The organism is Pandoraea sp. 64-18 (assembly GCF_001899225.1).
GTDB lineage: Bacteria > Pseudomonadota > Gammaproteobacteria > Burkholderiales > Burkholderiaceae > Pandoraea > Pandoraea cepalis.
Map to the genome: position 1 here is coordinate 404,164 of NZ_MKVU01000013.1, position 15,609 is coordinate 419,772.

13 protein-coding genes are annotated in these 15,609 nt (G+C 66.0%); 5 read left to right on the forward strand and 8 right to left on the reverse strand.

Features of this window, described 5'->3' with window-relative positions; translation table 11 throughout:
• Position 1: 1 nt before the first annotated feature.
• Positions 2 to 646, forward strand: a complete 645-nt coding sequence (gene trhA, locus BGP02_RS12775) for a PAQR family membrane homeostasis protein TrhA (protein ID WP_130026117.1) — start codon at positions 2 to 4, stop codon at positions 644 to 646.
• Here trhA and BGP02_RS12780 read toward each other — a convergent pair.
• Positions 637 to 2,172, reverse strand: coding sequence for a sensor histidine kinase (locus BGP02_RS12780; RefSeq protein ID WP_286798648.1), 1,536 nt, complete (start codon positions 2,170 to 2,172; stop codon positions 637 to 639). The two genes, trhA and BGP02_RS12780, sit on opposite strands and share 10 nt — an antisense overlap.
• 428 nt (positions 2,173 to 2,600) lie before the next feature.
• Here BGP02_RS12780 and BGP02_RS12785 point away from each other — a divergent pair, with 428 nt between their 5' ends.
• Complete coding sequence (locus BGP02_RS12785) at positions 2,601 to 4,244, forward strand: methyl-accepting chemotaxis protein (RefSeq protein ID WP_026132061.1); 1,644 nt, start codon at positions 2,601 to 2,603, stop codon at positions 4,242 to 4,244.
• 16 nt (positions 4,245 to 4,260) lie between these two features.
• On the opposite strand, the gene BGP02_RS12790 is transcribed toward BGP02_RS12785, so the two are convergent.
• The gene (locus BGP02_RS12790; protein ID WP_017234551.1) at positions 4,261 to 4,545 is read right to left on the reverse strand and encodes an acylphosphatase; all 285 of its coding nucleotides are present in this window, start codon (positions 4,543 to 4,545) and stop codon (positions 4,261 to 4,263) included.
• A 109-nt stretch (positions 4,546 to 4,654) separates the two neighbouring features.
• Positions 4,655 to 7,243: a PepSY domain-containing protein gene (locus BGP02_RS12795; RefSeq protein WP_286798649.1), complete on the reverse strand. Its 2,589-nt coding sequence runs from the start codon at positions 7,241 to 7,243 to the stop codon at positions 4,655 to 4,657.
• Between the two features lie 354 nt (positions 7,244 to 7,597).
• Between BGP02_RS12795 and otsB the strand changes: the two genes are divergently transcribed.
• Both otsB and otsA read left to right on the forward strand, forming a co-directional pair.
• Positions 7,598 to 8,419 carry a trehalose-phosphatase gene (gene otsB / locus BGP02_RS12800; protein WP_150562957.1) on the forward strand — a complete coding sequence of 274 codons (822 nt, stop codon included), beginning with the start codon at positions 7,598 to 7,600 and terminating at the stop codon, positions 8,417 to 8,419.
• Positions 8,416 to 9,846: an alpha,alpha-trehalose-phosphate synthase (UDP-forming) gene (gene otsA, locus BGP02_RS12805; RefSeq protein ID WP_261938494.1), complete on the forward strand. Its 1,431-nt coding sequence runs from the start codon at positions 8,416 to 8,418 to the stop codon at positions 9,844 to 9,846. The genes otsB and otsA overlap by 4 nt, the downstream gene beginning before the upstream one ends.
• Positions 9,847 to 9,924: 78 nt before the next feature.
• Here otsA and BGP02_RS12810 read toward each other — a convergent pair whose 3' ends face one another.
• From BGP02_RS12810 to mltG, 5 genes are all read right to left on the reverse strand, one after another.
• Positions 9,925 to 10,599 carry an ankyrin repeat domain-containing protein gene (locus BGP02_RS12810; protein WP_017234548.1) on the reverse strand — a complete coding sequence of 225 codons (675 nt, stop codon included), beginning with the start codon at positions 10,597 to 10,599 and terminating at the stop codon, positions 9,925 to 9,927.
• Positions 10,600 to 10,672: 73 nt separating this feature from the next.
• Complete coding sequence (locus BGP02_RS12815) at positions 10,673 to 11,455, reverse strand: TatD family hydrolase (RefSeq protein WP_261938493.1); 783 nt, start codon at positions 11,453 to 11,455, stop codon at positions 10,673 to 10,675.
• A gap of 29 nt (positions 11,456 to 11,484) precedes the next feature.
• Entirely contained in the window at positions 11,485 to 12,525 is a 1,041-nt protein-coding gene (holB, locus tag BGP02_RS12820; protein WP_017234546.1) for a DNA polymerase III subunit delta', read from the reverse strand.
• Positions 12,526 to 12,634: 109 nt separating this feature from the next.
• A complete protein-coding gene (gene tmk / locus BGP02_RS12825) occupies positions 12,635 to 13,306 on the reverse strand; it encodes a dTMP kinase (protein ID WP_150562955.1) in 672 nt (223 codons plus the stop codon).
• A complete protein-coding gene (gene mltG / locus BGP02_RS12830) occupies positions 13,303 to 14,298 on the reverse strand; it encodes an endolytic transglycosylase MltG (protein WP_130026127.1) in 996 nt (331 codons plus the stop codon). The genes tmk and mltG overlap by 4 nt, the downstream gene beginning before the upstream one ends.
• Positions 14,299 to 14,480: 182 nt before the next feature.
• Here mltG and ygfZ point away from each other — a divergent pair, with 182 nt between their 5' ends.
• Positions 14,481 to 15,596, forward strand: coding sequence for a CAF17-like 4Fe-4S cluster assembly/insertion protein YgfZ (gene ygfZ / locus BGP02_RS12835; protein ID WP_017234543.1), 1,116 nt, complete (start codon positions 14,481 to 14,483; stop codon positions 15,594 to 15,596).
• The last annotated feature ends 13 nt before the right edge of the window (positions 15,597 to 15,609 follow it).

Consider the following 15,609-nt stretch of genomic DNA (forward strand, 5'->3'; position numbering starts at 1 on the left):
CATGAAAGCGACCGGACGCGCACAGACGCGCGGCGAAGAACTCGCCAATAGCGCGAGTCACGGCATTGCCTGCATGGCCGCCCTCGCCGCCACGCCCGCCCTGTTCACGGCGGTCCGCCCGCCGTTGCCAAGCACGGGAGAGCAGATCGGCATCGGCGTGTTCGCCATCACCATGGTGATCGTCTATCTGGCGTCCGCGCTGTATCACGGCTTGCCCGATGGCCGTGCGAAACGGCTGTTCATGCGTGTCGATCATTGCGCCATCTTTCTCTTCATTGCCGGGACGTACACCCCCTTTACCGTCAAGATCCTTCACGACCCGTGGGGCTGGCCGCTGCTGACCGGCGTATGGGCCATGGCCATTGCCGGGCTGGTCGCCAAGGGACTCGGCCTGCTCGACCGGCCGCTCGTCTCTACCCTGCTCTACGTTGGGCTAGGCTGGATCGCCGTGCTGGTCGCCGGTCCGGTGCTCGCCGCCATCCCCGGTCCTGGCGCAGACTGGCTGTACGCCGGCGGCGTTGCCTACACCGTCGGCGCCCTTTTCTACTCGCTCGACGGCCATATCAAGTTCGGCCATCTGGTCTGGCATCTATTCGCCATCGGCGGTACGGCCTGTCACTTTCTCGCCGTCTACCGCTACGTCTGATTGTCCAGCGCGATTCGGCAGTCCGTGAGCTTCTCGGCCAGCCGATCGCATCGCGCCGTCAACGCCGGATCGCCGAACATGCGGCACGCCCCGCGCATGCGATGCAGCAGTGCCTGCGCCGCGTCGATGTCCTCCGCGCGCCGTGAGGCGATCAGGCGGCGAAAGCGCGCAAGATCCTTCGCCATTTCCTCGCGCATCAAGCGACGTGCGTACGGATCGTCATGCAGCGGCGGCCGCGATGCCTTCGGGCGCTCACCCGCATTCAGCGGCGCAACGCATTCGCTCACCTCGTTCACCTCGCTCGCCTCGCAAGGCCACCGCACCGCCAGCATCTGCGCCAGCCGTTGGCGCGATACCGGCTTCGTCAACACGCCGTCGATACCGGCGTCTCGTGCTGCCCGCGCGCCGACGACCGACCCCGTCACCGCGAACACCACGGGCGATGCGCGACCGAGCACCGGGGCCAATGTGCGAAGCGTCTTCGCCAGCGTCAGGCCGCATGCACCGCCGAGCTGCACATCGGTGAGCACGACATCGACCTCTTGCGCCGTCCATTGGAGCAACGCGTCGCTCAGTTCACCCGCACGCGCGACGACGCAACCGAGCGACGACAACTGGTCGCCGAGGATCCTGCGATTCATGACGTGGTCGTCCACCACCAGCGCCCGCAACCCGGGACGCACGTCAACGTGTGCGACAGGCACCGCCGGCGCCGATGCGGGCGGCGAAGCCATTGGCGTCGCTGGCGACGCGGGCGACTCGCACGCCTCAGCGCGAGCTACGCCGGAGGAAGGCACGGCATCGGGTGTGGCGAAGGGTACCGACAAGCGAAAGCGGGCGCCGGTCGTCGACGGCTCAACGCTGAGCGCGCCCCCCATGCGCCGCGCCCATTGCTGGGCGATCCACAATCCCAGCCCGGAGCCGGGCACCGAGCGGTCGGCACGGGCAAATGCCGCGAAGACGGCGTTTTCCATGCCCGCCGGAATGCCGGGCCCGGTGTCGCAAACGTGAATCGTCAGTTGTCCCGTACCGGCGTCGCGCCGCTTCCCGGTCAAGGCAGCGTCGTGCGCCGCAGCGGCGCGCCACGATGCCTTGACCGCCACACCGCCACAAACGGTGTATTTCAGCGCATTGTCGAGCAGCGTTCGCAGGATCTGGCGCAATCGGGCTGCGTCTCCCTGAATCATGACGGGCACCTCGGTGGGAATATGGCATTCGAGCACGAGCCCTTTGGTGTGCGCCGCCCCAGCAAACCCGTCGACCTCCGCGTCGAGGCACGCGCGCACCTCGAAAGCGGCCTCGCGAAGCGGGAGTTCCGTGACCTCGTCCTGCCCCAGGTGCAGCACGTCGTCCACCGCGCTCGCAACGACGTCGAGCATATTGCGCATGGCGCCAAGTCGTTCCCTTGGCGCCATCGCGCCCGCATCGACAGGCGGGTCACCCAGGTCACGCCTATCCTCCAGGCGGCCGCCCTCGCCCCAAAGCGCATCCAGATGCCCTTGCAGCACCTGCAACGGAGCACGCAATTCGTGCACCAATGCGAGTCGAAAGGTACTGGCAGCCCATGGGGCATCACTACCCCACCCCTCCGGCCCGCTTGACGTTACCACGTGTGCCCCGTCGGAGGAAAACCCGCCGACATCGCGGCCGCCGCGCGGGAATTTGAATTTGTCGAGATTCATCGCGTCGTTGACGCCGCATCACGATTCGCGCGTTTTGGCGTACTGAAGAAACCGTAAGAGTCTTCAAGTCTGGCCTTTTGCAAGTCGTTTGCGACTGCGCAAATTCCGATCTTCTCTTGTGGACGCCGCACTTTCGGAATCGCCCGAGCCGAACGGTTCAAGTTCTGCCTCTCATCTGCCGATAATCCCTATGACCCGTTCTGGAGACACCGACGGGCAGGGAGGCCGCGCGCGCTGACTCTGCGGCCCAAGCATTCAAACTATCGATCCCTATGTATAAGAACATTACGATTCGGACCAGTCTGACACTGGTCCTCGGTTTGCTTGGCGCACTACTCGTCCTCGTTAGCGTCCTGGGCCTCCAGGCGCTAGGGTCCAGCAATGCCTCCCTGAGCGAGATGGCCACGCAAGACACGCCGGCCCTGGCCGAGGTCAAGGGAACTGCAGAGCAGATGCTGCGCAACCGCCTGGCGATGGCGGCCTATGCCTCATACGTCAGCCTGGGCGCCGACCCGGACGAGTCGGCGAAAGTCCTCAAACGAGGCAGCCAATACATCGCGGCGTCGGACGCTCTGTGGAGCGATTATCTGAAACGTCCCAAAGAAGATGCGCACGAAGCGGAGTTGGCGAAGTCAACCGACGCCAAGCGCCGCGCCTTTTTCGATCAGGTCGTCACGCCTGCGCTCAACGCCCTGAAACAAGGCGATGTCGCTGGGTTCCATCAGATTCAGGCGCGCGTCGCCCCGCCGGCCTATGCGGCGCTCGACGCGGCCATGCGCGAGTTGCAGGAGATCCAGATCGCGCGGCAAAAGGCCCGATTCGACGTGGCCCAGCACCGCTACAACGTCATGCGCATCACCCTGGGGGCAACCCTGGCCGTTGCGCTGCTCCTCGCGCTGTGGGGCCGCGCCATGCTCGCGCGCGCCGTGCTGCGTCCGATTCGCGACGCCATCTCGCATTTCGAGCGGATGGCCGCCGGCGATCTGAGCCAGCGCGTCGAGCAACACACGCGTAACGAGATGGGTCAACTGTTCGGTGCCCTCGGCCGGATGCGCGACGGTCTCGCCAGCACGGTCGGCACGGTGCGCGAGAGTACGGAAGCCATTCACGCGAACGCTCACGAGATTGCCGAAGGCAACGCCAACCTCTCGCAGCGTACGGAAGCGCAAGCGTCGTCGCTGGAGCAAACAGCGGCGAGCATGGAAGAGCTGACCGCCGTGGTCAAACAAAATGCCGAAAACGCCCGAGCCGCCAGCCAACTCGCCGTCACCGCGTCGGAGACCGCGTCGCGCGGTGGCGACGTGGTGCAGGAGGTCGTGACGACGATGCGCGACATCGCCGCGGCGTCGCAAAAAGTCACCGATATCCTGACGGTCATCGACGGCATCGCCTTTCAGACGAACATCCTGGCGCTCAACGCAGCGGTCGAAGCCGCCCGCGCTGGCGAGCAGGGCCGCGGCTTTGCCGTGGTGGCAGGCGAGGTCCGCACGTTGGCGCAGCGCAGCGCGTCGGCGGCCAAGGAAATCAAGGGCTTGATCGAGGCGTCGGGTAACCGCGTCGAGACGGGCACCCGCCTGGTCGAGCGCGCGGGCGCGACGATGGTGGATGTCGTGCAGTCGGTCAAACGCGTGACCGACATCATGGGCGAAATCTCGGCGGCCGGTGTGGAGCAGTCGAGCGGGATCGAACAAGTCAACCGGGCCGTGACGCAAATGGACGAGATGACGCAGCAGAACGCCGCGCTCGTGGAAGAGGCTTCCGCCGCGGCTGCCGCGCTGGAAACGCAGGCCATGCGCCTGCGCGAGTCGGTCGCGCTGTTCCGACTGTCGGCTCACGAAGCCGCGCGGCCCCCCGCGCTCAACGAGACCGTCGCGACGCTCGACACGCCCCAGGGCAGACTGGCGCTCGCGGCTTGAGGATCGCCACCGCCGATCAAATGCTCGCGCGCTGCTCGAAGCCTTTGATCGGCGAATCCGCAACCCAGGCCTTGTCGACTTCGCACGACGAGACCTGCGCGTGCTGCGGCCCCTCGCGCATCCATTCGCACAACGCGAGTAGCTGATCGGGCTCCCCCTGCGCGATGGCCTCGACCGTACCGTCGCGCCGGTTGCGTACCCAACCGCGGAGTCCGATCCGGCGCGCCTCGTCCACGCACGCGGCGCGATAGCCGACGCCCTGCACCAGCCCATGCACTACGATCTGCCACGTTGCCGTCATGGCCCCTCCTACGGTGATGGACGATGGGCAAGTCCACGCGAAACCAACGGACGAGGGGCCCGATCGAGACCGGGCCCTGTCACTACGTTAGCACACCGCCTCGGCACGTCTAATACACGTCGCGGCGATAGCGTCCCTGCGCCGACAGGTCGAGCAGGACGTCCGTTCCGATGGCGTCGGCCAGCGCGGCATCCACTGCGGGCGCCATGCCGGAGAGGCTGCCGCACACATAAATCGACGCGCCGCGCGCCACCCAGGCCGCAATGTCCTGTGCGGCTTCGCGCACCCGATCCTGGACGTAGCGGCGTTGCGCCTGGTCACGCGAATACACGCGGTCGAGGCAGGCAATGCCGCCCTGCGCGTGCCATGCACACAACGTCGCGTCGTGGAAATCATCGTGCGCCGCGTGACGCTCACCGAAAATCAGCCAGTTGCGCCGCTGTCCGTTAGCGATACGTTCGGCAAGGTGCGCTCGCAGTCCGGCCAATCCCGTGCCGTTACCGATCAGGATCATGCCGCGCCCCGCCGCCGGGCCGTGAAAGCCGGGATTCGGACGCACCCGCATCGACACAGACTCGCCCAACGCCACGCCCTCGGTGAGCCAGCCGGAACCCAGGCCCAGCGAGCCATCGGGATGGCGAACCTGGCGCACGAGCAACATCAGTCGCCCCTCGTCGCAGGTCGATGCAATCGAATACTCGCGCACGGGCAACGGCGCCAGACGCGCCAGCCAATCGTGCAGATCGATGCCTGCCGGCGGAGCGGTGTCGGGCAACAGGCGTTCGCGCAACGCGTCGCCCAGCGTCGTCTCGCGCCCAGCGACACTCACCCGCACGTCGCGTGCCCAGACACTCCTCGAGAGGAAAGTGTCCACGCGTGCGACCGAGTGGCGCGGCCGCACGTCGACCCGATCGCCCGCCATCCATTGCACGCCCGACGGCGGGGTGAACGCCAGGTGAAAGGCCGGCAAACCAGCGCTGCCGGGATTGAGCAGGTCGCGCTCGACCAACGTCCACGGCTGAAAGCGGGGGCCGTCGTGTGGCTTCGACGCCGCCAGCGGATGGCCGAACCACTCGCCAAGCCGGTCTTGCCAGCGCACCCACGCGCCCGGATCGCCACGGTCGACTTCGATGGGCTCGAATGCCGCCACGCCGCCCTGCGCACGCAGCCAACCATCGAGTTTGCGGCCGAATCCGCAGAATCGGTCGTAATGACTGTCCCCCAACGAGAGCATCGCGAAGCGCAACGTCGGCAAGGCCATCGCCCGATTCATCAATTGCTGTGCAAAGCGGCGCGCGCTGTCGGGCGGCTCGCCATCGCCGAACGTGCTGACGATGAACAGCGCCCGCCTGGCCGAGCCGAGTTGCGCCTGACCGATGCGCGCCAGCGGCTGGATCTGGGCCCGGACGCCCGCGCCTTCGAGCATGCCGGCCGTCTGCCACGCAAGGTCTTCCGCCACGCCACTCTGACTGGCGTAGCCGATCAACACCCCATCGTCCGCGAACGTCCCCCCCGCAGCGACCGGCGAGCCAGACCTCGCCACGACCGGGCGCGATGCCGCCAGCGCGCGTTGCTTCCTGCGCCGGTCCAGATACAGCATCCAGCCCGTGACGAAAAACACCGGCATCATCAGGCTCGAGAGCATCATGACAACGACGCCCGCGGGTCCAAAGAAGCTGCCGCGATGCAGCGCGTAGATGCTCGCCATCCATTGGCCGCCCGTGGTTTTCTGAGCGTACCGGTCTTCGTTGCGAATCGCGCCGGACGCCGCATCGATCTCCAGACGGTTGAACGCCCGCTCGTGCGGCGCCGACGTGTCGAGCCACGTCACCTGCAGCGGACCACCGGATTTCTGCGCCGGACGCAGGGACACCTTGGTGTAGTCCGGCACGTGCCCGGTGAAGCTGCGCCACGCCGTGGTCATCTCGGATGTCGTCGTCGCGGCCAGATCCGGCAGCGCCGCCGGCTTGCCTTCGCCGTGCGCGCGCCGCGTCGGCGGGGCAGCAGGCTTATTGCGCACCGGCGGCGACACACCCGCGATGGAAAACAGCATGCCGCGCCACCAGTCGTATGACCAATACAAGCCTGTCGTGGCGGAAAGCAGATACGGCACCAGCACCACCGTGCCGATCACGGCGTGCAGGTTCCAAAGGAATGGACGACCGCGCTTCTTGAGATCGATATGTAACCAGGCTCGCCAGTGACCCACCCGTCGCGGCCAACGCAGATACAGGCCGCTCAGCGCCAGCACGAACAGCAGCATGGTGGCCGCCGCCGTAATCTGCTTGCCGATTCCGTCCACCGTGAGGAAACGGTGAATATCCATAATGAACCGGAAGACGGCATCGGCCTGTGACCGGCCAAGCATCTGCCCGGTGTAGGGATCGACGAAATACGTCGCGCCGCGCGGCCCATCGCCCACGGACAGCCGCACGCCGACCGCGTCTTGCGGCGCGCGCGTCATCGTCATGAGCAGAACGCGCCGGTCGGGCGCCGCCTCATGCACGCGCGCGAGCAACTCGGGAATCGGCAGCGGCGCCGTGTCGCGCACCGCTACGGTCATCACGCCCGGACTGAAGGCCCGAGTCAGGGCGTCGTCATAAGAAAGCAGCGCGCCGGTCAGACCGACGACGGCCAACACCAGCCCGGCGGTAATGCCGAAAGCCCAATGCAACTGAAACCAGAGTCTTTTCATCATCGTTATCGTCCGGCGCACATTCGAGCGCCGGAATCGGCGCATGCGCGGCAGGTATGCCGTGCCGCCGTCCCCGATCGTCTACTTTACGGCAATTGTGGAATGTTATTGCAAACGATTCTCATATTCAATACCAATTTAACTTTCCAAACCTTGTAGGCGTCATCCGACAAGCGTTTCATTGAACGGACGACTTCCTGTCGGTTTTTGACGGGGTAGGATGATGTCTTCCGCGCGGATGTCCGCGCTCCCGCCCACCGAACCGCCGCACGTCACGTCTCGTCTGCCCTCCCCTGCGCCCGCCGCTCGGCCCCGGCGATGACCTATCGACCTGCGGCACGATAGCGACGGAGTGCCATGCAACCCCTAGCGTCTTCCCCGCCCGCGACACGCGACACGACACCGGCCGACACTTGCCACGTCGATGTCACCACGGTCGCCTTCTTTTTCGACCTCGACGGCACGTTGGCCCCGCTCGCACCGCGTCCCGACGCGGTCAGACTGCCGCTCGACACGGCCAATGTTCTCGCCAGCCTGTTCCACCGCGCGTGCGGCGCCATCGCCGTCGTCTCGGGGCGCGCCATCGACGATATCGACGGCCTGCTCGCCCCGTTACGCGTGCCCGCCGCCGGCCTGCACGGGGCGGAAATCCGCCATGCCGACGGCGAACGCGTTCGCGCCGAGGGCTATGCCGTCGACGCGGAGCGAATTGCGTCGATGATCGCGCCGCTGCACGCGCTCGTCGCCCAGCACCCCGGCCTATTATTGGAGAACAAGGGCAGCGCGCTGGCGCTGCACTACCGTGGGGCCCCTGAACTGGCAAGCGTGGCGCGCGATACCATGCGCGCCCTGGCCGAACTGCATGCCGAGCGCTTCGTGCTGCAACCCGGCAAGCTGGTCTTCGAGCTGCGTGCGCGCCACGTCAGCAAGGGCCGCGCCATTACCACCTTGCTGCAAGAGGCGCCGTTCGCCGGTCGAACGCCGCTCTTCGCGGGCGACGACCTGACCGACGAGGCCGGGTTTGCCGAGGTGAATGCGCTGGGCGGCATCACGATCAAGATCGGCGACGGCGAGACGTGTGCCCGCCACCGTCTGCCGTCGCCCGAGGCCCTCACGGCCTGGCTGCTGACATTGCCCCCCGCCAGCCCGCCCCCACCCTCAAAGGAGAACGGAGCATGAGTCGCTTGGTCATCGTATCGAATCGGGTCGCCCCCATCACCGAGGGCAAACCGACCGCAGGCGGACTGGCGATCGGTGTGTACGAAGCACTCAAGGATACCGGCGGCATGTGGTTCGGCTGGAATGGGGAAATCGACGCCGAGCCGGCCACGGTGCCCGAGATCGCCCACCGCAACAACGTCACGTTCGCGACCGTGCCGCTCACGCGCCGCGACTACAACACCTACTATCGTGGCTTTTCGAACGCGACCCTGTGGCCGACCTTCCATTACCGCGACGACCTCACGCGCTACCAGCGCGACGACTACAACGGCTACCGCCACGTCAACGCGCGCTTTGCCGCGCTGCTCGCACCGCTGCTTGAGCCCGACGACCTGATCTGGGTGCACGACTACCACCTGTTGCCGTTCGCGCAGGCGTGTCGCCAGATCGGCGTACAGCAGCGACTCGGCTTCTTTCTGCACATTCCGTTCCCCTCGCCACAGGTCCTCATGACCGTGCCGCCGCACGAAGCGCTGGTGCGCGCGATGTGCGAGTACGACCTCGTCGGCTTCCAGACCGAAACCGACCGCACGGCGTTTACCGACTATCTGGTACGCCACGCCGGTGCGACCCTGCACGACGACGGCACCGTCACGGCCTTTGGTCGCACGCTGCGCACGGGCGTCTACCCGATCGGCGTGTATCCCGACGAGATTGCGCAGCAGGCGACCGCGCGCGCGACGGTCAAGCACATCCTCGATCTGAAACAGGGGCTGCAGGACCGCAAGCTCATCATGAGCGTGGATCGCCTCGATTATTCGAAGGGGATGCTCGAACGATTTCGCGCGTTCGAGCGCCTGCTCGAACTGTGGCCGAACCAGCAAGGAACCGTGAGTTTCGTTCAGGTCGCACCGCCCAGCCGCTCGGACGTGGCGGGCTATGGGGAAATTCGCCAACAGTTGGAAACCGAGGCGGGGCATATCAACGGGCGCTTCTCGGATCTGGCCTGGACGCCGCTTCGCTATATCAACAAACGCTACGCTCACGAAGTCCTGATGTCGTTCTTCCGGGCGTCGCAGGTGGGTTACGTCACGCCGCTGCGCGACGGCATGAATCTCGTGGCGAAGGAATACGTGGCGTCGCAGGATCCGGCGGATCCCGGCGTGCTGGTGCTGTCATGCTTCGCGGGCGCCGCTCAGGAACTGGACGGCGCGCTGATCGTGAATCCCTATGACATCGACGGCATGGCCGAAGCGTTGCGCACGGCGCTGAACATGTCACTTTCGGAGCGCCAGACGCGCCACGCCAGCATGATGGCGACGCTGCGCGAGCACAATCTGTCGACGTGGCGCAACCGGTTCATCGCCGATCTGCGACCGCCGACGACCGCCGCTAAACCAGCCTTGCTGCGTACGCAACCGGCCGCGGCCTCAGTCGACGGGTGAACGTCGCCAGAGGGCGCGGCGAGCCGCACGACGCGCCGCCATGATCTGCCACGATAAGGTCGCGACGGGCGGACGGTCTTACTTGCCCGCCGGACGCGACTGCTGCACCTGTGCCAAACGTTTTTGCAGGCCGTCCGCGATTTCCTTCTGGTGGGTTTGCTTGGCAAAGTCGATGGCCGTCATGCCGATCTGGTTCTTGAGACGGACATCCGCGCCCCCATCGAGCAGCACCTTGCACGTGGTGATGTGCCCCCCGCGAGCGGCCATCATGAGCGGCGTGGTGCCGTTGGGCGACTCGGCATCGACGTAAGCCGACGCGTCCAGCAGGATCTGCACGATGTCATCGTGCCCGTTGGTCGCGGCGTAATGCAGCGGCGCCCAACCCTTCTTGTTGACTTCGGCATCCTTGTCGATGAGCAGCTTGACCATCGGCGTGAGGCCTTGCAGCGAGGCGATCATCATCGCGTTCTCGCCTGCCGCGTTGGTCGCATCGAGATCCGTGCGCTTATCGTCGATGAGCAGGCGCGCCACGTCCACCGACTTTTCGCGCATCGCGATCACCAGCAGCGGGTTGCCCTTTTCGTCCGTCGAATTCGGGTCGACCCCCGCCTTGAGCGCTTGGGCGATGGATTTTGTGTCGTTGAAGACGACCGCCTTGACCAGAGCGCTATTGGAAGTGGCCGCCGTGGCGCATGCCGTCAGACAAAGCACGCTGAGCAACATCCAGGCTCGGATCATCGAAAATTTGCGCATTGGGAGCTCCTGTCGGTAGTCCGGTGAATAACGGAAAGGCAGTTCGGTCGATTAGGGGTACGGGTCTTACGGTTCAGGGCTTTGCCGTGGCAAACAGGCGGAAGAAATTCTCCGTCGTGACATCGGCGATCTTCTGCAGCGGCTCGCCGCGCAGATCGGCGATAAATTCGGCCACATGCCGCACGTAGCCCGGCTGATTGAGCTTGCCGCGATAGGGCACGGGCGCGAGGTACGGCGAATCGGTCTCGATCAGCATGCGCTCGAGCGGCACGCGCCGCGCCACGTCCTGCAAATCGCGGGCGCTCTTGAACGTGACGATGCCGGAGAACGAGATATAGAAGTTCTGATCGAGCGCGCCTTGTGCGACCTCCCAGCTCTCGGTGAAGCAGTGCATCACCCCGGCGGGCTCGCCCGCCTGCTCTTCGCGCATGAGGCGCAGCGTATCCTCGGCGGCCGCGCGCGTGTGAATGATGAGCGGCTTGCCGGTGAGGCGCGCGGCACGAATATGCGTGCGAAAGCGCTCGCGCTGCCACGCCATGTCCTCGATGCTGCGACCTTCGAGCCGGTAGTAGTCGAGCCCGGTTTCACCAATGGCCACGACTTTCGGGTGGGCGGCCAGACGCACGAGGTCGTCGACGCTCGGCTCGGGCGTGTCTTCGTAATCGGGATGGACACCGACCGAGGCATACACGTTGTCGTGCTGTGCTGCGATGTCCAGCACCTGCGGCAGCGTCGGCAGGTCGACCGAGACACACAGGGCGTGGCTCACCTTGTTCTCACGCATGCGCGCGAGCAAGTCGGGCATCTGCTCGGCCAGTTCCGGGAAATTGATATGACAATGCGAATCGATGAACATGATGTGCGATCGGTGTCCGGTGCCCTGCGTCAACGCGACGCCGGCCCACCGAACAACTGTTGGTATTGCAGGAAAAGGGCCTCGAGCAGCACGCGGGTATTGAGCGGGTGATTTTGCACCTGACGCTGCTGCGCCAGCTCACGCAGGAAGCCGAGCAGGTGCACGTCGTCCGTCGCGTCGCCGCAACGGCGCAACGCCTGGGCATGACTCGGGAAGAAGCGTACGGTGCCCGTCATGCGCTGCGCGAGCACATCGAAGCACCAGCGTTGCAGCGTCTCCAGAATGCCCGGCAAATTGCCCTTGTGCAGTTGTTCCGCACAGGCAAAGCCGTCGATCGCGGCGCCCTGCGCGAGCTGGCCGATCAGCCAGTCGCGCCAGGCGCGCTCGTCCGGCTCGGCGAGTGCGCGGGCGGCAAGCGGCGCCCCGCCGGTCTCGGCCAGTACCGCGGCGGCGGTGGCGGCGTCGAGTCCCGCGTCGCCCATCAACCATTGCGTTGCCTGCGCGTGATCGGGCCGGGTCAACACCATGCGGCGGCAACGCGACAGAATCGTCGGCAGCAGACGGTCCGGCTGCGTCGTCACCAGCAGGAACACCACGCCCTCGGGCGGCTCTTCGAGCGTTTTGAGCAGGGCATTCGCCGCATGCACGTTGAGCGCCTCCGCCGGATAGAGCAGCACCACGCGTCGCCCCTGACGGTGCGAACCCAGGCTCGCGAAGTCGATCACTTCGCGGACCTGCTCGATCTTGATTTCCTTGCTCGGTGTCTTGGTTTTCTTGTCGCCCTCGGCGTCGGCACGGGCGTCGGCACCAGGCAGGCTATCGGCCAATATTTCAGGACAGACGGCACGAAAATCCGGGTGATTGCCGCTGGAGAACCACTGGCACGCACCACACGTGCCGCATGGCAGGTGGTCGGCGCGCGGCGATTCGCACAGCAGGGCCTGCGCGAACGTGCGGGCGAGCGCCAGCTCGCCAATGCCGGGCACCGCCTGCAACAGCAGCGCGTGCGGCATCTGGGCGCGCAGGTCGTTCAGGCGTGTCCAGTCCTGTGACTGCCAGGGATACAGCATATGGGCTCCTTGGCCGATAAATGCGTCGGGCGAGACAGCGAAATTACGCCATGGCGAATTCGCGAAATACCGACGCTGCGAGTCGGTCGAACAAGCGGATTATCGCGCGTCAGCGCGGCCCGTGCCCGGGCACGCCCAGACGGGCGAATACGCCCGCGAGTTGTCCGGCAATGGCCTCGATGCTTTGCGCGGCGTCAATCACGACGAATCGCTCCGGCGCGGCCTTGGCACGACGCAGGTACTCATCTCGCACCCGTGTGAAAAACGCCGCCGATTCGCGCTCGAACTTGTCCGGCGCCCGGGCGCCCGCCAGCCGCGCGGCGGCAATCGCCGGATCGAGATCGAACAGAATCGTCAGATCGGGTTGACGCGTGCCCTGCACCCATTGTTCGAGGATCGCCAGCTTGTCGCGTGACAGCCCCCGCCCGCCGCCCTGATAGGCAAACGTCGCATCGGTGAAGCGATCGGAGACGACCCAGTCGCCGCGCGCGAGCGCCGGTTCGATCACCTTCGCCAGATGCTCGCGACGTCCGGCGAACATCAGCAGCGCCTCGGTTTCGAGATCCATCGGCTCATCGAGCACGAGCTTGCGCAACGCCTCGCCCAAGGGGGTGCCCCCCGGCTCGCGCGTGGCGACGACGCTGCGCCCCACACTGGCGAGGCCCTGACGCAGCGTGTCGACAAAGGCGTTGACGTGCGTGCTCTTGCCGGCGCCGTCGATGCCTTCGAACGTGACGAACCTGCCCGGCACAGTGGCCGTGGCCTCGGGGGAATGCGTCATTGCTCACCTCGCTGAAATTTGTCCACGGCGCGATTGTGCTCCTGGAGGTTCGCCGAGAAATGGCTCGTGCCGTCGCCGCGCGCCACGAAGTACAGCGCGTCGGTCGACGCGGGATTCAACGCTGCCGCAAGCGACGCCATGCCCGGTAGCGCGATCGGCGTCGGCGGCAGGCCGGCGCGGGTGTAGGTGTTGTAGGGCGTGTCCGTCTGCAAGTCGCGCTTGCGCAGGCGCCCCGTATACAGATCCCCCATGCCGTAGATCACCGTGGGATCGGTCTGCAGCAACATACGCTTGCGCAGCCGATTGACGAACACGGCCGCGACCTGGCCGCGCTCCACCGCCTGCCCGGTTTCCTTCTCGATGAGCGACGCCATGATAAGCGCCTCGTACGGTGTCGTGTAGGGCAACCCCGGCGCACGCGCGGCCCACGCTTCGTCCAGGCGCTTCTGCATCAGGCGATAGGCCCGCTTGTAGATATCGACGTCGCTCGTGCCTTTTGGAAACAGGTAGGTGTCGGGAAAGAACATGCCCTCGGCTTCCGCACGATCGGCGCCCACGAGCTGCATGAGATCCGCGTCGGGAAGCCCGGCCGTGTCGTGCCGCAACGCCGGGTTCGCGTCCAGTTCGGCACGCATCTTCTTGAAGGTCCAGCCTTCGATGATGGTCACGACATACTGGTTGACGTCACCACGCGCGAGCTTTTCCATCACCTCGAATGGCGTGATGCCGGTCGCAAACTCGTAGTTGCCCGACTTGAGCTTGGTCCCCACGTCCATGACGCGAGCCAGCAGATTGAACAACAGCGGTTGTACCGGCACGCCGCCGGTACGCAATTGCGTCGCCACGCTGCGCACCGAGCTGTAGGGTTTGATCGTGACGTCGAGCGTTGGCTTGCCCAACTGCAAGGGGGCTTGCGCCCAATAATAGAATGCGCCGCCCGCCGCGAGCGCAGCGACAATCAACAGTACGAACAGGCGTTTGATGAAAGACATGAATTGCAGGGTAAGCCATCCAGCGACGGCAGCGGGTTCGGGGGACTCGGTCAGACAGCGTGGCGCCGACGGCGTCGAGCGGCGCGTTTTGCGCGTCGAACCGAGCTCGCACGTTCTGGCGGAAGACCCAATATAATACTTTGACTTGCCGAACCCTCACAGATTGACAGCCACCTTCGTTTATGACCTCCCAATGGCGTGATCTCCTGCCGCAAGCGGCAGACGTGAATTCCCCCGATATTTTGTCCAACGCGAGCGCACGCGCCGCCCAGTTCGACGCCTTGCAAACCGGCAGCTTCGTCGCGCTGGCGAGCGACACCGGCCTGATCGCCCTGAGCGGCGCCGATGCTGCGAGCTTTCTGCACGGCCAACTGACCAACGACGTCGAGCGCCTGGCGCCCGCACAGGCGCGGCTGGCCGGCTACTGCTCGGCAAAGGGGCGCCTGCTCGCCACCTTCCTGATGTGGCGCGATGCGTCCGCCGACGCCACGATCTATCTGGCGTGCGACGCCACGGTGCAGGCTGCCGTACAGAAACGACTGTCGATGTTCGTCCTGCGGGCCAAGGTCAAGCTGACCGACGGTGCTGCCACGCACGTGTTGCTGCAGGTCGGTGGCCCGGCGGCGGAGGCCGTCCTCGCGAACACGTTCGCCGCACTGCCCACCGAATCGCTGGCCGTTGCCCACGCAACCCTCGGCGACGACGCGACCCACCTGATCCGACTGCCGGCGGCCGGCACGGCACGCTCGCTCTCGCGCTTCCTCTGGAGCGTGCCGGTGGCGCGTGTCGCCGAGGTCTGGGCCTCGCTGACGCAAGCCCCCGGGGTGGTCGCCGTTGCCCCAGCCCTCGCGGCATGGCTCGATGTGCATAGCGGCGTGGCGCGCGTCACGAGCGCGACGCAGGAGCAGTTCGTTCCGCAGATGGTGAACTGGGAGGTCGTGGGTGGCGTGAACTTCCGCAAGGGCTGCTATCCGGGCCAAGAGGTTGTCGCGCGCAGCCAGTATCGCGGCACCATCAAACGGCGTCTGCATCTGGCGCACGTCGATGCCACGCAACCCGCACCGGGCCAGGAACTCGTCGAGACAAGCGATCCGGACCAGCCATGCGGCATGGTCGTGCACGCGGCACCGGCACCGAACGGCGGCTACGACGCGCTCGTTGAAGTGAAGCTCACCGCGCGCGAAGCCGACGATGTGCGCCTTGGCGCCGCCGATGGCCCCGCGCTGACCTTCGCCGAATTGCCGTACGACATCGTGGACCCGACGGAGTCGCCCGCGTCGTCTGCGGCGGCGTCCTGACCCGGCCGCCGCG

Excerpts from the sequence above, each read along its gene's own strand:
- BGP02_RS12815 (WP_261938493.1), bottom strand. The coding sequence starts at position 11,455 with ATGTTCATCGATTCGCATTGTCATATCAATTTCCCGGAACTGGCCGAG.
- tmk (WP_150562955.1), bottom strand. The coding sequence starts at position 13,306 with ATGACGCATTCCCCCGAGGCCACGGCCACTGTGCCGGGCAGGTTCGTC.
- ygfZ (WP_017234543.1), top strand. The coding sequence starts at position 14,481 with ATGACCTCCCAATGGCGTGATCTCCTGCCGCAAGCGGCAGACGTGAAT.
- BGP02_RS12795 (WP_286798649.1), bottom strand. The coding sequence starts at position 7,243 with ATGATGAAAAGACTCTGGTTTCAGTTGCATTGGGCTTTCGGCATTACC.
- otsA (WP_261938494.1), top strand. The coding sequence starts at position 8,416 with ATGAGTCGCTTGGTCATCGTATCGAATCGGGTCGCCCCCATCACCGAG.
- mltG (WP_130026127.1), bottom strand. The coding sequence starts at position 14,298 with ATGTCTTTCATCAAACGCCTGTTCGTACTGTTGATTGTCGCTGCGCTC.
- BGP02_RS12790 (WP_017234551.1), bottom strand. The coding sequence starts at position 4,545 with ATGACGGCAACGTGGCAGATCGTAGTGCATGGGCTGGTGCAGGGCGTC.
- holB (WP_017234546.1), bottom strand. The coding sequence starts at position 12,525 with ATGCTGTATCCCTGGCAGTCACAGGACTGGACACGCCTGAACGACCTG.
- BGP02_RS12785 (WP_026132061.1), top strand. The coding sequence starts at position 2,601 with ATGTATAAGAACATTACGATTCGGACCAGTCTGACACTGGTCCTCGGT.
- otsB (WP_150562957.1), top strand. The coding sequence starts at position 7,598 with ATGCAACCCCTAGCGTCTTCCCCGCCCGCGACACGCGACACGACACCG.
- BGP02_RS12810 (WP_017234548.1), bottom strand. The coding sequence starts at position 10,599 with ATGCGCAAATTTTCGATGATCCGAGCCTGGATGTTGCTCAGCGTGCTT.
- trhA (WP_130026117.1), top strand. The coding sequence starts at position 2 with ATGAAAGCGACCGGACGCGCACAGACGCGCGGCGAAGAACTCGCCAAT.